This is a genomic window from Pseudomonas sp. YuFO20, assembly GCF_035064975.1.
Taxonomy (GTDB): domain Bacteria; phylum Pseudomonadota; class Gammaproteobacteria; order Pseudomonadales; family Pseudomonadaceae; genus Aquipseudomonas; species Aquipseudomonas putida_AE.
In genome coordinates, this window is record NZ_JAXDEO010000001.1 from 206,930 (window position 1) to 225,545 (window position 18,616).

General features: G+C 58.8%; 17 protein-coding genes. 1 reads left to right on the forward strand and 16 read right to left on the reverse strand.

Annotation, left to right across the window (positions count from 1 at the left end):
- Positions 1 to 125: 125 nt before the first annotated feature.
- The gene (locus SOP85_RS01000) at positions 126 to 599 is read right to left on the reverse strand and encodes an Lrp/AsnC family transcriptional regulator (RefSeq protein ID WP_248686030.1); all 474 of its coding nucleotides are present in this window, start codon (positions 597 to 599) and stop codon (positions 126 to 128) included.
- A gap of 146 nt (positions 600 to 745) precedes the next feature.
- Here SOP85_RS01000 and SOP85_RS01005 point away from each other — a divergent pair, with 146 nt between their 5' ends.
- The gene (locus tag SOP85_RS01005) at positions 746 to 1,375 is read left to right on the forward strand and encodes a LysE family translocator (RefSeq protein WP_323625749.1); all 630 of its coding nucleotides are present in this window, start codon (positions 746 to 748) and stop codon (positions 1,373 to 1,375) included.
- Between the two features lie 3 nt (positions 1,376 to 1,378).
- Here SOP85_RS01005 and SOP85_RS01010 read toward each other — a convergent pair whose 3' ends face one another.
- The 15 genes from SOP85_RS01010 to atpE all read right to left on the reverse strand — a co-directional run bounded on the left by SOP85_RS01010 (position 1,379) and on the right by atpE (position 18,604).
- Complete coding sequence (locus SOP85_RS01010) at positions 1,379 to 3,505, reverse strand: hypothetical protein (RefSeq protein WP_323625750.1); 2,127 nt, start codon at positions 3,503 to 3,505, stop codon at positions 1,379 to 1,381.
- Positions 3,492 to 4,688 (reverse strand): DUF3142 domain-containing protein, encoded by a 1,197-nt coding sequence (locus SOP85_RS01015; RefSeq protein WP_323625752.1) that lies wholly within the window; start codon positions 4,686 to 4,688, stop codon positions 3,492 to 3,494. The genes SOP85_RS01010 and SOP85_RS01015 overlap by 14 nt, the downstream gene beginning before the upstream one ends.
- Positions 4,689 to 4,798: 110 nt before the next feature.
- Positions 4,799 to 6,829 (reverse strand): 2Fe-2S iron-sulfur cluster-binding protein, encoded by a 2,031-nt coding sequence (locus tag SOP85_RS01020; RefSeq protein WP_323625753.1) that lies wholly within the window; start codon positions 6,827 to 6,829, stop codon positions 4,799 to 4,801.
- Positions 6,830 to 6,891: 62 nt separating this feature from the next.
- Positions 6,892 to 7,518 (reverse strand): glutathione S-transferase family protein, encoded by a 627-nt coding sequence (locus SOP85_RS01025; RefSeq protein ID WP_274073772.1) that lies wholly within the window; start codon positions 7,516 to 7,518, stop codon positions 6,892 to 6,894.
- Positions 7,519 to 7,646: 128 nt separating this feature from the next.
- Entirely contained in the window at positions 7,647 to 8,549 is a 903-nt protein-coding gene (locus tag SOP85_RS01030; RefSeq protein ID WP_323625754.1) for a LysR family transcriptional regulator, read from the reverse strand.
- Positions 8,550 to 8,627: 78 nt separating this feature from the next.
- Positions 8,628 to 10,460: a glutamine--fructose-6-phosphate transaminase (isomerizing) gene (gene glmS / locus SOP85_RS01035; RefSeq protein ID WP_323625755.1), complete on the reverse strand. Its 1,833-nt coding sequence runs from the start codon at positions 10,458 to 10,460 to the stop codon at positions 8,628 to 8,630.
- 1 nt (position 10,461) lies between these two features.
- Complete coding sequence (locus SOP85_RS01040; RefSeq protein WP_274073873.1) at positions 10,462 to 11,241, reverse strand: DeoR/GlpR family DNA-binding transcription regulator; 780 nt, start codon at positions 11,239 to 11,241, stop codon at positions 10,462 to 10,464.
- A 191-nt stretch (positions 11,242 to 11,432) separates the two neighbouring features.
- A complete protein-coding gene (gene glmU, locus SOP85_RS01045; RefSeq protein WP_323625756.1) occupies positions 11,433 to 12,800 on the reverse strand; it encodes a bifunctional UDP-N-acetylglucosamine diphosphorylase/glucosamine-1-phosphate N-acetyltransferase GlmU in 1,368 nt (455 codons plus the stop codon).
- A gap of 113 nt (positions 12,801 to 12,913) precedes the next feature.
- Positions 12,914 to 13,339, reverse strand: coding sequence for a F0F1 ATP synthase subunit epsilon (locus SOP85_RS01050; RefSeq protein ID WP_007969909.1), 426 nt, complete (start codon positions 13,337 to 13,339; stop codon positions 12,914 to 12,916).
- Positions 13,340 to 13,384: 45 nt separating this feature from the next.
- Complete coding sequence (gene atpD / locus SOP85_RS01055; RefSeq protein WP_020797984.1) at positions 13,385 to 14,764, reverse strand: F0F1 ATP synthase subunit beta; 1,380 nt, start codon at positions 14,762 to 14,764, stop codon at positions 13,385 to 13,387.
- A 27-nt stretch (positions 14,765 to 14,791) separates the two neighbouring features.
- Positions 14,792 to 15,652 (reverse strand): F0F1 ATP synthase subunit gamma, encoded by an 861-nt coding sequence (gene atpG / locus SOP85_RS01060; RefSeq protein WP_008064595.1) that lies wholly within the window; start codon positions 15,650 to 15,652, stop codon positions 14,792 to 14,794.
- A gap of 50 nt (positions 15,653 to 15,702) precedes the next feature.
- Positions 15,703 to 17,247: a F0F1 ATP synthase subunit alpha gene (gene atpA / locus SOP85_RS01065; RefSeq protein ID WP_274073776.1), complete on the reverse strand. Its 1,545-nt coding sequence runs from the start codon at positions 17,245 to 17,247 to the stop codon at positions 15,703 to 15,705.
- A 21-nt stretch (positions 17,248 to 17,268) separates the two neighbouring features.
- Positions 17,269 to 17,805 carry a F0F1 ATP synthase subunit delta gene (locus tag SOP85_RS01070; protein ID WP_274073777.1) on the reverse strand — a complete coding sequence of 179 codons (537 nt, stop codon included), beginning with the start codon at positions 17,803 to 17,805 and terminating at the stop codon, positions 17,269 to 17,271.
- Between the two features lie 12 nt (positions 17,806 to 17,817).
- A complete protein-coding gene (locus SOP85_RS01075; RefSeq protein WP_274073778.1) occupies positions 17,818 to 18,288 on the reverse strand; it encodes a F0F1 ATP synthase subunit B in 471 nt (156 codons plus the stop codon).
- A 58-nt stretch (positions 18,289 to 18,346) separates the two neighbouring features.
- Positions 18,347 to 18,604, reverse strand: a complete 258-nt coding sequence (gene atpE, locus SOP85_RS01080; protein ID WP_003097235.1) for a F0F1 ATP synthase subunit C — start codon at positions 18,602 to 18,604, stop codon at positions 18,347 to 18,349.
- Between the last annotated feature and the right edge of the window lie 12 nt (positions 18,605 to 18,616).

The window sequence follows — 18,616 nt, forward strand, 5'->3', positions numbered from 1 at the left end:
TGGCGGCGATCGATCTATCACCATCGTCGGAACGCCGCTCGGAGCAAGCTCACTCCTACAGGGGATCTGTGATCGCCACAGATCCAACGTGGGAGCGGGCTTGCTCGCGAAGAGGTCGCTCCGATCTAAAGCGGTAAGTGTCCCAAGGGCAACGCCCCCGGCGTCTTGACCGTATGGATCGCAAAGTTGCTGCGGATATCGCTCACACCCGGCAGCTTCAACAAACACCCGGTGAGAAATCGGTCGTAGGCGCGTAGATCCGGTACCACCACCTGCAGAAGAAAATCCGATTCCCCCGACACCAGAAACGCCGAAACAACTTCCGGCAACGCGGTCACCGCAAGGCGAAAGGCTTCGGCCTGCTCGTCGTTATGGCGCTCGACTTTCACCCCGACGAACACGGTCAGCCCGAGCCCGACTTCATCCCGATCCAGACTGGCCTGATAGCCACGAATCACGCCGGCCTCTTCCAGCATCCGCACCCGTCGCAAACAGGGTGAGGCAGACAGACCGATTTCTTCAGCCAGTTGCACATTGCTCAGGCGACCGTCCCGTTGCAGCGCGGCGAGAATCTTGCGGTCGTAGGCGTCCAGTTTCATCGTTTGGCAGATCCCGCCGGTTGAGCTGTGATTTATTGGCAGGTTATGCCAAAACTGGCCGCGTTAGAAGCAAATTACGCAAGCACGTGCCCTGCCCTCCGCCCCTAGACTGGCGCTACTGAATCGACAACGAACAGGGGTGCAACATGGCGGGACTGTGGCTGTTTTTCATGGCGCTGGCAGTGGTCTATCTGTTACCGGGACCGGACATGATCCTGCTGCTGCAAACAGGCGCCCGTCAGGGTAAAGGCGCGGCGTTGGCCACGGCGGTCGGCCTGGGTATCGCCCGCGGTTGTCATGTGGTGCTCGCGGCGTTGGGGTTGGCGGCATTGTTCAAGGCAGCGCCCTGGACCTTTGACCTGGTGCGCCTGCTCGGTGCGGCCTACCTGCTATGGATCGGTATCCAATGTCTGCGAACGACGATGCTGCCTAGCCTGAACGGTCCAGGTGCGACGGATGAAAAACCACGCTGGGGCGAAGCGATCCGCCGCGGCCTGCTGACCAATCTGCTCAACCCCAAGGCGTTGCTGTTTTGCTCGGTGTTGTTGCCGCAGTTCATCGATCCACTCAAGGGGCCGGTACTCGCACAATTTGCGGTACTGGGTCTGGTGTTGGTCGGTGTCGGTTTGCTGTTCGATAGCGCCTACGCCTTGACCGGTGCCGCGCTGGGTCGTTGGCTGCAACGCAGCCCCGGCGCCCAGCGCCTGCAACAATGGCTGTTCGGTAGCCTGCTGATCGGTTTCGCCGTGCGGCTGACCTTTGTTCAACAGGCTTGAACCCTATCGCACCTTGCGGCGGCGGATGATCAGCAGTAGCGCCACTGCCGTTACTCCAATCACGCCACCGTACTGCAAGGGTTTTTTGTAGGGACGCAGCACCGAACGCACGGAATCTGTCGCTTGCGTGACATAGCGCTTGTCAGCGTTCGGGAAGTCGGGATAAGGGCAATGATGTCCAAAGCCAGCCGCCCAGCTCACATAGGGACCTTCCTTCACATAGCGTTGATAGAAAGCCCTCTGCTCTTCAGGGCTGGAATTCCACGACGATGCGGCACACAGCACGGCTGCAAAAGCCTGGCTGGTATGAGGCAGGTGGTCGGCGGCCCGACTGGCCAATGCGGTGGCAACAAATCGATAGTGGTAGCGTTGATCGGGCTGTGCAGCGCTCGCTTGCTGGCGACGGACTTCATCTTCGGTCACCACAGGGCCAACCTTCAGCTCACTAACGGCAAGACTGTAGTTGCCGTCGAAGGTCGCATAATCAGGTGCCATCTCGTAGCCCAGCAGCGCCATGCCATCGTAGCGAGCCACTGTTGCTGCGTGGAAGTAGGCGAACGCCCTTTTACTCGGCCACCATTTGGACTCGGCATCGTTGCGTAGCTGACCGTACCATGTGGCCTTCTGTTGCAACTCGACGCTGTCGAAGTAAGGCGCTGCTTCGTCGTATCGCTCTTCGCGCAACAATCGTCGCCCAAGCAGATTGCGCAGCTTCGCCGCCACCGGCAATGGCACATAGTTATCGCGGTCCTGCTGGCTCAGCGCTGGCGGCGCCGGTACCTGGGTGTCGACGTATTGCTTGAGCTCATCCACCGTCAGCACTCGCTCGGCAACGGTGGCCGCGTCCAGCCAATAGATGTCCTGGCTGCGATACAACTGATCGAACGCTTGCAGATAATCCCCGCGTTGCAGCGCAAGAATCGCGCTTTCGCCCTCGACGCGGCACTTGGGCTGGAGTGTTTCGTAATCGTAGTCCGGCGTTCTGCGATCGCCCCAGGTTTCATTCTGCGGGAAGGCCTGGGCGGCCTTGGCATAGGCAGCGGCTGCAGCGGCTTTATCGCCTGCGCGCACCGCCAGTTTTGCCCGCAGCCACCAAGCCAGCCCGCCCTCCCCGGCATGTTCAAGGAAGGCCTGGGCGCTGGCGTAATCACCTTGTTGATAGTTCATTGCCGCCAGGCGATCGGCGTTATCGAGGCTACCGCGCGTGCTGTTTTGCAGCAGTTTGATCAGTTTCAGCTCGTTCGGCGGTTGATCACCGAATGACCATCCGAGTCGGCTGATCAACGATGCGGTCACCAGTTGCTGCACAGGTTCACCCTTGAGCAGCCCGGCCAATTGATCTTCCGGCATCGCACTCAGATCAGCCATCAACAGCTTCAACGAGGTGTAACCCACTGCCGAACCCAGAAGGTTTTGCGTGGCATAGAGTTCGATGGCGCGATTCCAGTCACCGGCCGTGCGAGCCACTCGGGCCTCTTCGCCGAGGCTGGCGACGCCTAGTTCGAGCGGGTCGCTGAAGCCATCGATGCTCAGCTGACGCGTTTGCTCAAAGGCTTTTCGGGATTGATCCAGCAGGTCCGGAGCAGCATCAGCCTGCGAACTCATGGCAAACAATGCTCGACCCAGTGAGTAGGCAGCCCAGGTACTGCGCAAGCCCCGTTGATCTGCGGGCAGCGCCAGCACCTGACGGAAGTATTCGGCGGCCAGCGTTTGATCGCCGGCATTGAAGGCCACCGCGCCCGCCAGATAGAACTTGAGCTCGGCGGGCAGGCTCGCGCCCTGTGCTTCAACCTGACGGGCATCGGCCAGACCACGCAATTGTTTCACCAGCGCCTGCTGTTCATTCGTCAAACCCGTCTGCTCGGCCTGATCACGCTGCTCGGCATGTTCGGAGACTTCACCATAAGACTGGCCCGGGACAAGGGTGGCTACCGTGACAGGCTTGAGACCGGCAATCGCATGACCGAGGCGACTCACCTCGAAACGGAAATTGCCTTCCGGCAACTCCGCCAGGGATTGACCTCGATTGTCCAGCAACCGCATGGGGAAATCCGGCCCGCACGCCATGGCCGCCAATGGCAGGCTGAGGCTCAGACTGAGCAGATGACGGGGCCAGTTACGGGTGACCATTCGAAGCTCCTTGATCAATTTTTTCGCAGCGTGCCCAACCAATGGCGCGCTGTCCGCCAGCCGCAATCCGACCTTCGCGCAGGCGGGTGAAGGTAAGCAGATTCGGGTCTTGTTGCAACGTATACCCGGCTAGCGCATCGGCCCCCTCGCAACCCTCTACCGCCAGGGTCACGCGCTCGGGCCAGGCGCTGTCGAGGTTGCCTTCATTGCTGATAGCGATGTCAAAGAGGCGTTCGTGCTGCGTGAGGTTGAGCGCCAGATGACTGCTAAGGACCTCGCCACGGGACACCGCGCGCAAGGTTGACAGGCTCCAGGCTCGACGGTCGTTGGCCAAAGGCAGGCGGAACCAGATCAGACCGGCCAGATGCGCCGGCGGATCCGCGCGCAACAGGGCAGCAAGTTTGCTCAATTGCAGTGGATCAGCCAACAACTCCTGACGCTGGCCGTTGCTTTCAATTGTTACTTCGCTTTCCACGACGGGCGCACCATCCACACTCGGCAACAACGCTACCCCGTAAGCCGGCAGGGCCAGAAAAAAAGGTTTCGAGGTGATGCGGCTCCAGGCCATTGCCCATTGTCGAGCGCGGTCGGGATCAAACAAGCCGCGGCGGGGATCGCTCACGGCATGTACCTGCAACACACTGCTATCGACGGTGGATAACAAGGCCGGCAACTCTGGACTGTCGAGCCACGCTGGCAATGCAGTGATGCTCAAGGCCATGGACGGCGGTAGAACAGAACGCAGGTGCACAAGAAATTCACGATAGTCAGCTAGCCGGGCATTACCCACATCGTGGTCGATTTCCACGCCGGCGAGGGCCAACCCCTGCTCCTGCCAATCGCTGATCAGTTGCTGGATCTGTTGCGTGACCTCGTTCTGGTTCAGCGACTGGAGCTGGCCATCAAGGCGAATTACTGCAATCAACGACCGGCCATCACGCTTGAGCAGTGCCGGATCGATCCGCGCCCGACTCCAGCCTGCCTGAGGGAATGCCTGTAATGCCAGCACTCGCAAGGTGGAAAAATCGGCGCGACTGTCCTGCAACGCCGCTTCGTGCGCGGGGGTCCATTGTCGTTGCCAGACATAGAGTTGTTGATCGAGTGGCGGTGCGTCCTGCTGTTCGCAACCACCGAGCAGCGCCAGCGTCATCAGTGCGACGATCACGCGAGTGAGGAAAACCATTAGAAAACGCCTGTCCCTGAAATGCACAAAGGGCCTTCTCGGCCCTTTTTCGTTCTGCCCCTACCCTACTCAGCCATCGATCTGCAGGCAATGGTTTCCGTGATGATCCCTCAGAGGTCCAGGACCAAAGGCTGCGTGCCCTGAGCCGGCACTGCGCAACAGATCAGCACCTCACCTTCATCCGGGACCTCCGCTGGGGGCTGTGGATAGTTGACCTGGCCACTGATCAACCGGGTCTTGCAGGTCCCGCAAGAGCCGCCACGGCAACTGAATTCCGGATGCAATCCGCGGCTTTCCGCCAGCTCCAGCAGACTGCCACCGTCCGGTTGCCAGCGAGCCTCCTTGGCCGAGCGCTGGAACACCACTGGCACCGAGGTGGTGGCCGCTGGCGGTTGTTCGATGACTACGGCATCAGGGTCGGGCCGACGGCGTAACGTTGAGGGACCGAAGGTTTCGGCATGAATTCTGGCGTCGCGAATATCCAGTTCGCGCAGGGCGTCATACATCGCCTGGGTAAAACTGCCGGGGCCGCAGAGGACAAAATCCAGCTGATCGTAGTCCTCGACCTCAAGCAATTCCGAGAGCCGTGGAACATCGATACGTCCCGTCAAATCGAAATCTTCGCCCTCCCGAGCCTCCGGCTCCGGTTGACTGAGCAGGCGCACTACCCTGACCGCGTCGCCGGCATCCTCGAGCAAGCGGTTCACCTCTGGACGAAACGGTTGATCGGCCAGCGTGCGCGAACTCTGGAAGAACCAGGTCGGGCGGATACGGCGGGTGCGCAAGCCTTGGTAGACCACCTCACGCAACATCGACAGCAGCGGCGTAATTCCCACGCCCGCAGCCAACAACACCAACGGCCGACGTTCATGGGGTTCAACGGTGAAATGCCCCTGGGGCGCCCGGGCCTCCAAAACGTCACCGACGCTAACCTGTTCATGCAGGTGCGAAGACACCCGACCGTCACGCTTCACACTGATACGGAAAAAGTCATCCGAAGGTGCACTCGACAGGCTGTAGGTGCGGATATGCGTTTCGCCATCGATGTTGAAGCGCAACGGTAAATGCTGCCCGGCGTGGAACAACGGCAATCCGGCGCCGTCGGCTGGCTCCATGTAGATCGAGCGGATGTGCTGGCTTTCCGCCTCGATCCGCACCACCCGCAGCGGTCGCCATTGATCACCCAGAGCCTTGGCTTGCAGGCGTGCCGCGGCTTGGGCCCAGGTTCCCGTCAGCAGGCTGGTGGGTGAAACACCGTCAAAGCGCCAACGCAAAGCAAGGGCGGCGGGACGACGAACAACCTGTTCCACGTGGAACATCCACAAACGTTCGGCACCCTGAAACGCTTCAACCTGTGGGCCTTCAAGAATGATTTCGGTGCGCCCGCTGAGGTGCAACAGCTCACCGGAATTAAAATCAATGAACAACAAACCGGCCTTGGGATTGACCAGCAGGTTGCCCAAAGTATTGAAAAAAAGGTTACCGGCGAAGTCGGGGATGGTCAGGCGATTGCCTTCCACCTGGACGAAACCCGACTGGCCGCCACGGTGGGAAACATCCACCGAACGCACGCCATCGACATCCACATAACTGGCGACAAAGAAGGTGTCCGCCTCGGCGATCATGGCCTTGGCAGCATCATCCAGTTCATTGAAGAGCTGGGCCGGACGTGTTGCAGGATCCTCCAGGGGGACCGAACGAAATTGCCTCAATTGAATGTACTGCGGGCAGTTGCCATAGGACTGATCCACCGTCACCGCAAATCCGCTCGCGGTCATCGCACTGATATGGCCATTGATGCGATTGCGCCGGCGGGTATGCAACTCAATGCCCAGCAGACCAATCGCTGCACCGGCGCTCAACTGCGCAGGATCATCGGCAGCCGGCAAGGCGCTGAACTGCAACAATCCCGGTTCAGGTGAACGAGCGAAACCCGGTTCACCTTCGAGCACGCTGGCCCAAGGATACCCCTCAGCATTCACCGCGCCGTACAACATGAACGGAAGCTGCTGATAGAAGGTACGATGTTGATCCGGCATATGATCGCGAATCACCCTGCGACCCAGTACGTCCATTCGCTCGCTGACGCCGATATGCGCCTGCAACTCTTTTTCGCCAGCATGCCAAGGTGAATGGTCCATTGCGGCGTCTCCCCTGCGCCATCGGCACAGCGTGAAGGCCCGACAAGGTCGGGCGAAAAATATCAGGCAGTTTTTTGCAGGCCGGCGACAGTGCGTGGCATGCCGACAAAACCGGGCAAGGCTTCGACCCGTGCCAGCCAGGCGCGGATGTTGGCGTAGTCGTCCAGCGACACATTGCCCTCCGGTGCATGGGCGATGTAGCTGTAGGCAGCCACGTCGGCGATGGTCGGCTCGCTGCCGGTCAGGAAAGGCGTGTTGGCCAGTTCGTGATCGATCACCTTGAGCACGCTGTGGGCGTATGGAATCACTTCATCGGGGTTGTACGGCGCCCCAAACACCGTGATCAGTCGAGCCCGGGCGGGGCCAAAAGCAATGGGCCCGGCAGCGACCGACAACCAGCGCTGCACTTTGGCGGCACCGACCGGATCGGCTGGCAGCCAGCGACCGTTACCGTATTTTTGCGCCAGGTAGACCAGGATGGCATTGGAGTCCGCCAGCACCACACCCTGATCGTCCAGCACCGGAACCTGTCCAAAGGCGTTGAGCGCCAGGTACTCCGGTTTTTTGTGCTCGCCCTTGGCCAGGTCGACGAAGATCAGCTCAGTCGGCAGTTGCAGCAGCGACAGCATCAGTTCCACACGATGAGCGTGGCCGGAACGTGGGAAGTTGTAGAGCTTGATGGCTTGCATGGTCGACTCCGCGGGTCAGTGGCGCTGTCAGGAGAGATCAGCACCGATGGCGGTCATCTTCTATCAGCCAACAAAACAACAGAATAACCAGCAAACGCAATCCATTATTTCACCCAGTGAAACAACCATCACTCCTGCAGTGCCGGATGCTCTCGAAGTGTTTTCACCGTAAAGTCGACAAAACTGCGAACTCGCGCCGCAGCCTTGCGCCCGCCTTGATAGAGGACGTGGATGGGCAATGGCGGCATTTCGAACTCCGCCAGAACGATCTCAAGCTCCCCGGCCGCCACTTTACTTGCCGACTGATAGGACAGTACCCTGGTGAAGCCCAGCCCGAGCGCAGCGGCATTAATGGCCGCCTGATTCGCCGTCACTGTCAGGCGCGGTTCTGCTCGGACACTCAATGGCTCACCCCGCTCGAGGAACGGCCAGTGTTTTAACTGGCCAATGGCGGAAGTCGCAATAATCGGCGCCTGAGCCAGCTCTTGCGGATGTTTTGGCCGACCATAGGTGGCTAGAAGTTGCGGCGATGCACAGATCACCCGCCGCACTTCGCCCACTCGAATCGCATGCTGGTTGCTGTCAGGCAACTCACCAATGCGGATGGCCACATCGACGCCCTCCTCCACCACACTCACTATCCGGTCTACCAGCAGCGCATTGATCGTCACGTCAGGAAACTTCGTGAGAAAACTCACCATCAGCGGTGTGACAAACAACTCACCAAACAAAACCGGCGCCGTGATCGTCAGTTGCCCACGGGGCTGGGCGTGACTGCCCGCCGCCGAATCCTCGGCTTCCTGCACCTCGGCAAGAATTCTCCGACAGTCCTCCAGATAACGCTGACCCGCCTCGGTCAAATACACAGTGCGCGTAGTGCGCGTGAACAGCTGTGTGCCGATACGCTTCTCCAGCGCCGCCACTGCCCGGGTGACACTGGCGGCGGACATGCCCAAACGCCGGGCCGCTGCGGAGAAGCCCTGGTCCTGGGCGACGGCGGCGAAGACCTGCATTTCCTGAAAGCGGTCCATGGGCGAGTCCTCAATTCAGATAAAAAAAATCGCAACCAGATGGCTGCGATTTTTAAGGTTCGATCAGCTGTGGATAACTTATTCCACAGTTACCGATTTCGCCAGGTTGCGCGGCTGGTCGACGTCGGTGCCTTTCAGCACGGCCACGTAGTACGACAGCAACTGCAGCGGGATGGTGTAGAGGATCGGCGACAGGATGTCGTGGATGTGTGGCATCTGCACCACGTGCGTGCCTTCACCATTGGTCATGCCGGCCTTCTCGTCAGCGAAGACGATAAGTTCGCCGCCACGCGCACGAACTTCCTGGAGGTTGGACTTCAGTTTCTCCAGCAGTTCGTTGTTCGGCGCCACTGTCACCACTGGCATGTCGTTATCCACAAGCGCCAACGGGCCGTGTTTCAACTCGCCTGCAGGGTAGGCTTCGGCGTGGATGTAGGAAATTTCCTTGAGCTTGAGCGCCCCTTCCATCGCGACCGGGAATTGTGCGCCACGGCCCAGGAACAGGGTGTGGTTCTTCTCGGCGAACAGCTCCGCGATTTTTTCCACAGTGCTGTCCATCGCAAGGGCTTCACCCAGACGGGTTGGCAAGCGACGCAGCTCTTCGACCAGCGTTGCTTCAACGCCTTTGGCCAACGAGCCGTGAACCTGGCCCAGGGACAGGGTCAGCAACAACAGACCGACCAATTGCGTGGTGAAGGCTTTGGTAGACGCCACGCCGATTTCGCGACCGGCCTGGGTCAGCAGGGTCAGGTCGGATTCACGCACCAGCGAGCTGATGCCGACGTTGCAGATGGCCAGGCTGGCGAGGAAACCCAGCTCCTTGGCATTGCGCAGCGCCGCCAAGGTGTCGGCGGTTTCGCCGGACTGGGAGATGGTCACGAACAGCGTGTCGGGTTGCACCACGACTTTGCGGTAGCGGAACTCGCTGGCGACTTCGACCTGGCACGGGATGCCGGCCAGTTCTTCCAGCCAGTAACGGGCAACCATGCCGGCGTGGTAGCTGGTGCCGCAGGCGACGATCTGCACATTGCGCACTTTGGCGAACAGCTCGGCGGCCTGTGGGCCGAAAGCCTGGACCAGCACGCCGTTCGGGCTCAAGCGACCTTCCAGGGTGCGCTGCACCACGGAAGGTTGCTCGTGGATTTCCTTGAGCATGAAATGGCGGAATTCGCCTTTTTCCGCTGCTTCGGCGCCGTCGCGATACTGCACGCTCTCACGCTCGACAGCCGTACCGCTGACATCCCAGATCTGCACGCTGTCGCGGCGAATTTCGGCGATGTCGCCCTCTTCCAGGTACATGAAACGGTCAGTCACCTGACGCAGCGCCAATTGGTCGGACGCCAGGAAATTCTCACCCAGGCCCAGGCCGATCACCAGAGGGCTGCCACTGCGGGCCGCTACCAGGCGATCAGGTTGATGCGCGCTGATCACCGCCAGGCCGTAAGCACCGTGCAACTCCTTCACCGTTGCCTTGAGGGCCTCGGTCAGGTCAGCGATATCCTTGAGTTTATGGTTCAGCAGGTGAGCGATGACTTCGGTGTCAGTGTCCGAGGTGAACACGTAACCCAGGGCTTTCAGTTGTTCACGCAGGGCTTCATGGTTTTCGATGATGCCGTTGTGCACCACGGCCAGGTCGCCGGAGAAGTGCGGGTGCGCGTTGCGTTCGCACGGTGCACCGTGAGTGGCCCAGCGGGTGTGGGCAATGCCCAGGCGACCGACCAGCGCTTCTTCGGCCAGTGCCTGCTCGAGCTCGCTGACCTTGCCCGGGCGACGCACGCGCTCGAGCTTCTGATCGTTGGTGTACACCGCCACGCCCGCACTGTCATACCCACGGTATTCCAGACGCTTGAGGCCCTCGACCAGGATGGCGGTGATGTTACGTTCTGCGACTGCGCCGACAATTCCACACATGTTATTTCTCCTGACTGACAGCCGCGCAAATCAAAGTGATACCGCGGGCTTGAATCTGATCCCGCGCTTCGAGCGACAGGCGATCATCGGTAATAAGGGTATGGACGCTGCTCCAGGGCAGCTCCAGGTTGGGAATCTTGCGACCGATCTTGTCGGCCTCCACCATCACGACCACTTCACGGGCGACTTCGGCCATGACCCGGCTCAGTCCCAGCAATTCGTTGAAGGTGGTTGTACCGCGGACCAGATCAATACCATCGGCACCGATGAACAATTGATCGAAGTCGTAGGAGCGTAGGACCTGCTCGGCGACCTGTCCCTGAAAGGATTCAGAATGCGGGTCCCAGGTGCCGCCGGTCATCAACAGCACCGGCTCATGCTCGAGTTCGCTCAAGGCGTTGGCGACGTGCAGGGAGTTGGTCATCACCACCAGGCCCGGTTGCTGGCCCAATTGCGGAATCATCGAGGCAGTCGTGCTGCCACTGTCTATGATGATACGTGCATGTTCGCGAATGCGAGTGACGGCTGCGCGGGCGATGGCCTGTTTATAGCTGGAGATGGGTTGACTCAGGTCGGCAACCAACTCCTGAGGCAGGGTGATCGCACCGCCATAACGACGCAGCAGCAGGCCGTTGCTCTCAAGGGCCGCCAGATCCTTGCGAATCGTAACTTCAGAGGTTTCGAAACGCTTGGCAAGCTCATCCACACTGACTTCACCCTGCTCATTGAGCAAGGCAAGAATGTTGTGGCGTCTCTGGGGCGTGTTGCGCTTCGACATGATTTGGTAAGTTTCGATTCGAAAGATAACGAAAGCAATCAAACCCTATCAGGGAAACTTCGTCAAGCGGCTAACAATAAAAAGACCTGTGGATAAAAACATTAACGGCAAGCCTCCTGAGCTAGCGAGACTTGCCGATTAATATAATTGACAGCCTGTGAATAACTGCTGCCTATCATTCAGGTGTGGATAACTTAGCTCTTCTTGATCTTTACCGGGCGCTTCCAGCCATCGATATTCTTCTGGCGAGCCCGGCCAACCGCCAACTGCGCTTTATCCACAGTTGAAGTAATAGTCGAGCCGGCCGCGGTGGTCGCACCGTCCAGGATATCCACAGGTGCAACCAAAGAGTTGTTGGAACCGATAAATACGTCTTCTCCCAGCACGGTTTTCCACTTGTTGGCGCCATCGTAGTTGCAGGTGATGGTGCCGGCGCCGATGTTGGTGCGCGCGCCCACTTCGGCATCGCCCAGATAGGTCAGGTGGCCGGCCTTGGCACCTTCGCCCAGATGAGCATTTTTCAGTTCGACAAAGTTACCCACATGCGCCCGCGCTTCGAGCACGGTACCTGGACGCAAACGCGCGAACGGACCGGCATCGCTGCCTTCACCGAGAATCGCACCTTCGATATGGCTGTTGGCCTTGATCACCACGCCTTTACGCAGGGTGCTGTCCTTGATCACGCAGTTCGGGCCGATCACCACGTCATCTTCGATGACGACGTTGCCTTCGAGGATCACGTTGATATCGATCAGCACATCGCGACCCACGCTGACTTCACCGCGAACATCAAATCGGGCCGGGTCGCGCAGGGTTACGCCTTGAGCCATCAAGCGACGGCCGGCGCGCAGCTGATAATGACGCTCAAGATCGGAAAGCTGCTTGCGGTCGTTGGCGCCCTGCACTTCCATGGCGTCGTGGGGTTGTTCGGTGGCCACCACCAGACCATCGTTGACCGCCATTTCGATGACGTCGGTCAGGTAATACTCGCCCTGGGCGTTGTTGTTCGACAGACGACCGGTCCAGTCGGCCAAGCGATCGGCGGGTACCGCAAGAATGCCGGTGTTGCCTTCGTTAATGGAGCGCTGAGCTTCAGTGGCGTCCTTGTGCTCGACGATGGCGCAGACCTTGCCGTCAGCGTCGCGAACGATTCGGCCGTAACCGGTTGCGTCATCCAGCTCGACGGTGAGCAGGCCCATCTGCCCTGGCACTACCAGCTTGAGCAAGCGCTGCAGGGTTTCGATTTCAATCAACGGCACATCACCGTAAAGCACCAGCACGGTGTCGGCCTTGATGAAGGGAACCGCCTGGGCCACGGCATGGCCGGTGCCCAATTGTTTGTCCTGGAGGACGAAGTTCAGATCGTCAGCGGCCAGGCGCTCGCGGACTACATCGGCACCATGGCCGATCACCACGTGGATGCGCTGTGGATCAAGTTGTCGGGCGCTGTGGATAACATGGCCAAGCATCGAATTGCCGGCAATCGGGTGCAAGACTTTCGGCAGGGCCGAACGCATGCGGGTGCCTTGGCCAGCAGCGAGGATAACGATTTCAAGAGACATGACTGGCTACCAATCCTGGGTGGTCAGCGGCTGCGACCAACGTGATGAATTTCGGAAAGAAAAAAGGGTAGCCGAGGCTACCCTTTTTAATCAATCACACAACAAGCGCAGCCTTAGTGGCCGAACTTCTTGCGGATCTGCTGGACGGTGCGCAGCTGAGCTGCGGCCTCGGCCAGGCGTGCGGCAGCGGAGCCGTAATCGAATTCCGCGCCACGTTCATGCAAGGCCTTCTCGGCAGCCTTGACGGCTTCCTGAGCAGAGGCTTCATCCAGGTCGGCAGCACGTTGCACGGTGTCGGCAAGAACCTTGACCATGTTCGGCTGAACCTCGAGGAAACCACCGGAGATGTAATACACCTCCTCTTCCCCGCCCTGCTTGACCAGGCGGATCGGACCTGGCTTGAGATTAGTGATCAGCGGCGCGTGACCCAGAGCGATACCAAGATCACCCAGTGCACCGTGCGCAATCACCATCTCGACCAGACCGGAAAAGATTTCCCCTTCCGCGCTGACGATATCGCAATGGACTGTCATAGCCATCTGATTGCCTCAACCTAAATTAGCGCCCGTTTCCGGGCGCCGGGATTACAGTTTCTTGGCTTTCTCGATCGCTTCTTCGATGCCGCCAACCATGTAGAACGCTTGTTCTGGCAGGTGGTCGTAGTCACCGTTGAGGATGCCTTTGAAGCCAGCAATGGTGTCTTTCAGGGAAACGTATTTACCCGATGCACCGGTGAAGACTTCAGCCACGAAGAACGGCTGCGACAAGAAACGCTGGATCTTACGAGCACGGTTTACCAACTGCTTGTCGGCTTCCGACAGCTCGTCCATACCCAGGATCGCAATGATGTCCTTCAGTTCTTTGTAACGCTGCAGAACGTACTGGACGCCGCGAGCGGTGTCGTAGTGATCCTGGCCGATTACGTTCGGGTCCAGCTGGCGCGAAGTCGAGTCCAGTGGGTCTACCGCTGGGTAGATACCCAGGGAAGCGATGTCACGGGACAGAACGACGGTGGCGTCCAAGTGGGCGAAGGTGGTCGCTGGCGACGGGTCGGTCAAGTCGTCCGCAGGTACGTATACCGCTTGGATCGAGGTGATCGAACCTTCCTTGGTCGAAGTGATACGTTCTTGCAGAACGCCCATCTCTTCAGCCAGGGTCGGCTGGTAACCTACTGCCGAAGGCATACGGCCCAGCAGTGCGGATACTTCAGTACCGGCCAGGGTGTAACGATAGATGTTGTCGACGAACAGCAGAACGTCGTTACCTTCGTCACGGAACTTCTCGGCCATGGTCAGGCCAGTCAGTGCTACGCGCAGACGGTTTCCCGGCGGCTCGTTCATCTGACCGTAAACCAGTGCCACTTTGTCCAGAACGTTGGAATCCTTCATCTCGTGGTAGAAGTCGTTACCCTCACGAGTACGCTCACCCACACCGGCGAACACGGAATAACCGCTGTGCTCGATGGCGATGTTACGGATCAGTTCCATCATGTTTACGGTTTTGCCTACACCGGCACCACCGAACAGACCAACTTTACCACCCTTGGCGAACGGGCAAACCAGGTCGATAACCTTGATGCCGGTTTCCAGCAGGTCGTTGCCGCCCGCTTGTTCAGCGAACGAAGGCGCTGCACGGTGGATGCCCCAACGCTCGTCGGTGGCGATTGGGCCAGCTTCGTCGATCGGGTTGCCCAGTACGTCCATGATCCGGCCCAGGGTCGCTTTACCGACTGGTACGGAGATGGCTGCGCCAGAATCGGTAACTTCCAGACCGCGCTTCAAGCCCTCGGTGGAACCCATCGCAATGGTGCGAACCACGCCGTCGCCCAGCTGCTGCTGAACTTCCAGGGTGGTTTCGGCCGCGCTCACTACTTTCAGCGCGTTGTAGATGCTCGGTACGCTGTCGCGTGGAAATTCCACGTCGATAACGGCGCCGATGATTTGAACGATACGTCCGCTACTCATAGCTGGATCCTCTGAATATTTGAACCGTTAAACCGCGGCAGCGCCGCCGACGATTTCCGAGATCTCTTGGGTGATCGCAGCCTGACGCGCCTTGTTGTAGACCAGCTGCAAATCGCTGATCAAATCACCGGCGTTGTCGGTAGCGTTCTTCATCGCGATCATCCGCGCAGCTTGTTCAGCCGCGTTGTTCTCGACCACCGCCTGGTAGACCTGCGACTCAACGTAGCGGACCATCAAGCCGTCAAGCAGCTCTTTGGCATCCGGTTCGTAGAGATAGTCCCAGTGGTGCTTGAGGTCCTGATCCGGGGTTGCCACCAGTGGAATCAATTGCTCCACGGTAGGCTGTTGCGTCATGGTGTTGATGAACTTGTTGGACACCACGGACAGGCGGTCAATACGGCCGTCCAGGTAAGCATCCAGCATCACTTTGACGCTACCGATCAAGTCGTTGATCGACGGCTCTTCACCCAGGTGGCTGATAGCTGCTACGACGTTGCCGCCGAAGTTGCGGAAAAAGGCCGCACCCTTGCTACCCACTACACACAGATCAATCTCGACGCCTTTCTCGCGGTTTACCGCCATGTCCTTGACCAGGGCCTTGAACAGGTTGGTGTTCAAGCCACCGCACAGACCACGGTCACTGCTCACTACGACATAACCAACGCGCTTGATTTCGCGGTCGATCATGAATGGGTGGCGGTATTCCGGGTTGGCGTTGGCCAGATGCCCAATAACCTGGCGGATGCGCTCCGCATAAGGACGGCTAGCTGCCATGCGCATTTGTGCCTTGCGCATTTTGCTGACCGCCACTTTTTCCATGGCGCTGGTAATTTTTTGCGTGCTTTTGATGCTCGCAATCTTACTGCGAATCTCTTTTGCGCCTGCCATGTAACACCTATCAGGTTAGCAAGCGGGAGCCTTGCGGCTCCCGCTGCGGCTTACCAGGTTTGGGTGGCCTTGAACTTCTCGATACCGGCTTTCATGCCAGCGTCGATTTCGTCATTGAAGTCACCTTTAACGTTGATCTTCGCCATCAAATCGGCGTGATCGCGGTTGAAGTAAGCAATCAGCGCTTGTTCAAAGCTGCCGACCTTGGTGATTTCGACGTCAGTCAGGAACCCACGCTCAGCGGCATACAGCGACAACGCCATGTCAGCGATCGACATTGGGGCGTATTGCTTCTGCTTCATCAGCTCGGTAACGCGCTGACCATGCTCAAGTTGCTTACGGGTCGCTTCGTCCAGGTCAGAAGCGAACTGGGCGAATGCCGCCAGTTCACGGTACTGAGCCAGAGCGGTACGGATACCACCGGACAGCTTCTTGATGATCTTGGTCTGAGCGGCACCACCCACACGGGATACCGAAACACCGGCGTTCACTGCAGGACGGATGCCCGAGTTGAACATGGCCGATTCCAGGAAGATCTGACCGTCGGTGATGGAAATCACGTTGGTCGGAACGAACGCGGAAACGTCGCCAGCCTGGGTTTCGATGATCGGCAGTGCGGTCAGGGAACCGGTTTTGCCGGTCACTGCGCCGTTGGTGAACTTCTCTACGTACTCTTCCGAAACGCGGGATGCGCGCTCCAGCAGACGGGAGTGGAGATAGAACACGTCGCCTGGGTAAGCTTCACGGCCTGGTGGACGGCGCAGCAGCAGGGAAATCTGGCGGTAAGCCACTGCTTGCTTGGACAGATCGTCATAAACGATCAGCGCGTCTTCACCGCGGTCGCGGAAGTATTCGCCCATGGTGCAACCGGAGTACGGTGCCAGGAATTGCAGTGCAGGAGATTCCGAAGCACTGGCAGCCACGATGATCGTGTTGGCCAGGGCGCCGTTTTCTTCCAGCTTGCGAACCACGTTGGCGATGGTCGATTGTTTCTGACCGATGGCTACGTAGACGCAGAAAATGCCGCTGTCTTTCTGGTTGATGATCGCGTCGATCGCCAGAGCGGTTTTACCGATCTGACGGTCACCGATGATCAGCTCACGCTGGCCACGGCCGACAGGGATCATGGCATCGACAGCCTTGTAGCCAGTCTGTACAGGCTGGTCTACCGACTTACGCCAGATCACGCCTGGAGCAACTTTCTCGACCGCGTCGGTCTCGGTGTTGCCCAGTGGACCTTTGCCGTCAACAGGGTTACCCAGTGCGTCGACTACGCGACCCAGCAGTTCCTTACCAACCGGAACTTCGAGGATGCGGCCGGTGCACTTGGCGCTCATGCCTTCAGCCAGAGACTGGTAAGCGCCCAGTACTACGGCACCTACGGAGTCTTGCTCCAGGTTGAGAGCCATACCGAAGACGCCGCCCGGAAACTCGATCATCTCGCCGTACATTACGTCGGCCAGACCGTGAATCCGCACGATACCGTCAGATACGCTGACGACAGTGCCTTCGTTACGGGCTTGGGAGGTCACATCGAGCTTGTCGATGCGGCCCTTGATAATTTCACTTATTTCGGAAGGATTGAGTTGCTGCATTGCTCTGCTGCCCCTTCAAACTCAAGATTTCAATGCTTCGGCAAGTTTCGCGATTTTGCCGCGAATCGAGCCATCGATAACCAGGTCGCCGGCGCGGATTACGACACCACCTATCAGGGCAGCATCCTCCGCAACTTGCAGGCGCACTTCCCGGTTGAGTCGTGCACTGAGAACCTTGGCGAGTTTGTCTTGCTGTTCTTGGTTCAATGCAAAAGCACTGGTCACTTCAACGTCTACCGACTTCTCTTGCTCGGCCTTGTACAGGTCGAACAGAGCGGAGATCTCCGGCAACAGCGGGAGACGGTCGTTTTCGGCAACGACATTGATGAAATTCTGTGCCTTGGCATCGAACTTGTCGCCGCACACGTCAATGAACGTGGCGGCCTTTTCTGCGCTCGTCAGTCGCGGGGCCTTGAGCACGCGCAGCATGGTGTCGTCTTGCGACACCGCTGCTGCCAGGCCGAGCATGGCTGACCAATTGGCCAGTTGCTGGTGGGCCTGAGCGTGCTCGAAGGCCGCCTTAGCGTAAGGTCGGGCCAACGTGGTCAGTTCTGCCATGATCGCCCTCGCTTAGATTTCAGCAGCCAGTTGGTTAACCAGCTCTGCGTGCGCGTTTTGATCGATTGCTTTGCCCAGGATCTTCGAAGCACCATCAACGGCCAGAGTACCCACTTGGGCACGCAGCGCGTCTTTGACACTGTTCAGTTCCTGTTCGATCTCGGCCTGAGCCTGAACCTTCACACGGTCAGCGTCGATACGGGCTTTTTCAACAGCCTCTTCAACGATCTGGTTACCGCGTTTCTTGGCTTGCTCGATGATTTCAGCTGCCTGAGCTTTCGCTTCGCGCAGTTGCTGACCCGCTTTCTCTTGGGCCAACTCCAGGTCGCGAGCTGCACGGCTGGCAGCGTCCAGACCATCAGCGATCTTCTTTTGACGTTCGTGCAGAGCCGCGATGACCGGAGGCCATACGAACTTCATGCAGAACAGTACAAAAATCAGGAACGCAACGGACTGGCCAATCAGGGTCGCATTAATGTTCACGCCAACACCTCGCAGTTACGTTGTCCATCACACCAAATTACCCGGAATATCCGAGTAATCAGCCAGCGATCTGACCAACGAACGGGTTCGCAAAGGTGAAGAACAGAGCGATACCAACACCGATCATGGTTACGGCGTCGAGCAGACCGGCAACGATGAACATTTTGACTTGCAGCATTGGAACCATTTCTGGCTGACGCGCTGCGCCTTCCAGGAACTTGCCGCCCAACAGGCCGAAACCAATTGCGGTACCCAGTGCGCCCAGGCCGATCAACAGTGCAACAGCGATAGCGGTTAGACCAACTACAGTTTCCATCTTTCCTCCCGA

What these genes read in the sequence shown, in the direction of transcription:
- SOP85_RS01000 (WP_248686030.1), bottom strand. Translation starts at nt 599, where the DNA reads ATGAAACTGGACGCCTACGACCGCAAGATTCTCGCCGCGCTGCAACGG.
- SOP85_RS01005 (WP_323625749.1), top strand. Translation starts at nt 746, where the DNA reads ATGGCGGGACTGTGGCTGTTTTTCATGGCGCTGGCAGTGGTCTATCTG.
- SOP85_RS01010 (WP_323625750.1), bottom strand. Translation starts at nt 3,505, where the DNA reads ATGGTCACCCGTAACTGGCCCCGTCATCTGCTCAGTCTGAGCCTCAGC.
- SOP85_RS01015 (WP_323625752.1), bottom strand. Translation starts at nt 4,688, where the DNA reads ATGGTTTTCCTCACTCGCGTGATCGTCGCACTGATGACGCTGGCGCTG.
- SOP85_RS01020 (WP_323625753.1), bottom strand. Translation starts at nt 6,829, where the DNA reads ATGGACCATTCACCTTGGCATGCTGGCGAAAAAGAGTTGCAGGCGCAT.
- SOP85_RS01025 (WP_274073772.1), bottom strand. Translation starts at nt 7,518, where the DNA reads ATGCAAGCCATCAAGCTCTACAACTTCCCACGTTCCGGCCACGCTCAT.
- SOP85_RS01030 (WP_323625754.1), bottom strand. Translation starts at nt 8,549, where the DNA reads ATGGACCGCTTTCAGGAAATGCAGGTCTTCGCCGCCGTCGCCCAGGAC.
- glmS (WP_323625755.1), bottom strand. Translation starts at nt 10,460, where the DNA reads ATGTGTGGAATTGTCGGCGCAGTCGCAGAACGTAACATCACCGCCATC.
- glmU (WP_323625756.1), bottom strand. Translation starts at nt 12,800, where the DNA reads ATGTCTCTTGAAATCGTTATCCTCGCTGCTGGCCAAGGCACCCGCATG.
- SOP85_RS01050 (WP_007969909.1), bottom strand. Translation starts at nt 13,339, where the DNA reads ATGGCTATGACAGTCCATTGCGATATCGTCAGCGCGGAAGGGGAAATC.
- atpD (WP_020797984.1), bottom strand. Translation starts at nt 14,764, where the DNA reads ATGAGTAGCGGACGTATCGTTCAAATCATCGGCGCCGTTATCGACGTG.
- atpG (WP_008064595.1), bottom strand. Translation starts at nt 15,652, where the DNA reads ATGGCAGGCGCAAAAGAGATTCGCAGTAAGATTGCGAGCATCAAAAGC.
- atpA (WP_274073776.1), bottom strand. Translation starts at nt 17,247, where the DNA reads ATGCAGCAACTCAATCCTTCCGAAATAAGTGAAATTATCAAGGGCCGC.
- SOP85_RS01070 (WP_274073777.1), bottom strand. Translation starts at nt 17,805, where the DNA reads ATGGCAGAACTGACCACGTTGGCCCGACCTTACGCTAAGGCGGCCTTC.
- atpE (WP_003097235.1), bottom strand. Translation starts at nt 18,604, where the DNA reads ATGGAAACTGTAGTTGGTCTAACCGCTATCGCTGTTGCACTGTTGATC.